We start from the raw sequence: 2,087 nt of genomic DNA on the forward strand, positions 1-2,087 counted from the left end.
CGACGGTCAAGGGCCATTCTCGTGCCCGCCGCGCTGCCTGATTCAGATCCACCATCCAGCGGGCCGCCCCGGAAATCACTCCGCGGCGGCCCGCTTCTTTTCATCACGGCATTTACGGCGTCCACCAAGCGTCGCTGACCAACTGCCACAACCGATTGCACAATATGTGAAGGGAAAAGAAATGACAGTCGAAAAAGTAGTTCCGGACGTCGAGACGGACAAGAAGATCATCGTCGCCCGCGTCGTGTCATCGCGGGAGTATCCCCACTGGTCCGAAATCATCGACCAGTTGCTCGAACGGGCCGGGCTTGCCGGATATGCGCCCAGCAGCCGACCGCCGTTCACTGTCGACTTGGCCGAGCTCACCAACAACCTCCCCGGGAAGGCTGAGATCCGCGTCTATGCCCGCAGCGGAACGCCCGACAAGTACGACGTTCGAGACGCCCTCGAGGAGTTGCTCTCCCCAAAGGTGCGGGCATTCCTGGACCGCATCATCGACAACGAGGTAGTCGCCGAACGTGTCGAGTCGAACTCCTCAGCCATCGACGTTGACGCGGTCGTCGCCGAGTGGGGCGACAGCGATGATCCACTTCCCGAGGCCGGATCCGACGACATCGAGGCATTCCGCCGTGAACTCGTCGCGACTGTGCTCCGGTACGGCGAAGAGCAGCATCTGTGCGACTTGCTGGAAAAAAAGATCGCAGTTCTCGGGCTGAGGGACTATCTCCCGCCCTCGTCCAAGGATGTCACCCTCGACATCCCGGGATTCGGTCTCGCCACCGTCGACGTTTCGTTGACCCGCGCCGGTGCGATAAGGCAATCCGAGCTTCGTCGCGCCGTCGCCGACTTCATCGCCAATTCACTCGCCGAACGCGGTGACTTGGCTGCCTTGGCGACGACCGCCTGACCAACGGCACGAACTACAACGTGCCGCTCGCAGCACCAGTAGTTACTTCTCGACTCGAATAGCCCCAGCCCAGCGGGCCGCTACGGACTCACTCCGTGGCGGCCCGCTGTTTCGTTGTCACATCACTCAACCGACAGGAATCCCGCATGGCGCTCAAGTCTCTGGTTCGACGTAGCTTCAACGAATTGGTCCGTCTCTTTCGCGACGTCCGCGACAGCATCGCCCTGATCACCAACCCTGTCGGCCCGTTGATCCGAATCTTTCACTACGACATGTTCGACGACATCCGCCCCGCCTACCGCCGTAACCGTGTAGCCGAGCTGGTCTTCAGCTACCACGACACCGACGCCGCGCCCTGGGCCACCCACAAAGAAATCCTCGAGCGTCAGTTCGAGCTTTTCAACATCGGCGAGTCCCATTTCGCCGAAAAGTACTTCGAGCGCGGGAACCGATCGCTGTCCGTCGGTGACGTCGTGGGGATCGACAACCAGTACTACTCTTGCGATCCCTCAGGTTGGTCCGTCACCTCGCCCCCGCTCACCGCCTGACACGCGCCTGGCCCGGTGATCTTCTCTTCCGCCCGTCGCGATGGCAGAGAAGGCGACCGCTCGCGGCGTAGCTTCGGGCAATTACGATGCGCTCCTTGCGCTCACGCGGGATTTCCCGCGCGGCGCGCCGGATCCGGCGGGTGAGCGGCTGTGACACCCGGCTCAGCAGCCCATCGCTACTGTCCGTCACTTTCCCATCTGCTGTGCACAGATCTCTCGCTCACCTTCATTCCTTCTATGCACATATCCGACCTCTATCTACGCCGTCGAATAATAAATCTCCTCATGCCACATTTCCACGCCCTCCCTCTTTTTCATCGTTTTAACCGGTCAGACCTCTTGCATCTGGGATAACTTTCCGATAACACACCGTTGAGGCGGACCGGCATCAATGCCATTTGCATAAATGCAGGCACTGGCAGGAACTGTATTCCACGGCCTGTGATGAAGCAATGACCGCCACCTTGCACAAGATCACCGCAGGGGACGGATTCGAGTACTACACCCGCAGAGTCGCAGCCCACGACGCGTCCACACGCGGCCGAGCGCCGCTGTCGGATTACTACGCCGCGCACGGTGAATCACCTGGTCGATGGTTCGGAACAGGGCTGCACGGACTCACCGTCACCCAT

General features: G+C 60.7%; 3 protein-coding genes. All 3 read left to right on the forward strand.

The window, feature by feature from the left end:
* Positions 1-181 precede the first annotated feature (181 nt).
* Positions 182-907: a hypothetical protein gene (locus ACFYOW_RS49475; protein WP_387299129.1), complete on the forward strand. Its 726-nt coding sequence runs from the start codon at positions 182-184 to the stop codon at positions 905-907.
* Between the two features lie 95 nt (positions 908-1,002).
* Entirely contained in the window at positions 1,003-1,455 is a 453-nt protein-coding gene (locus ACFYOW_RS49480; protein ID WP_387299131.1) for a hypothetical protein, read from the forward strand.
* 452 nt (positions 1,456-1,907) lie between these two features.
* Positions 1,908-2,087 (forward strand): relaxase domain-containing protein (locus ACFYOW_RS49485; RefSeq protein ID WP_387299133.1); only part of this gene is annotated, 180 nt, incomplete at its 3' end.

Source organism: Nocardia sp. NPDC006982, assembly GCF_042869435.1.
In the GTDB taxonomy this organism is placed as follows: domain Bacteria; phylum Actinomycetota; class Actinomycetes; order Mycobacteriales; family Mycobacteriaceae; genus Nocardia.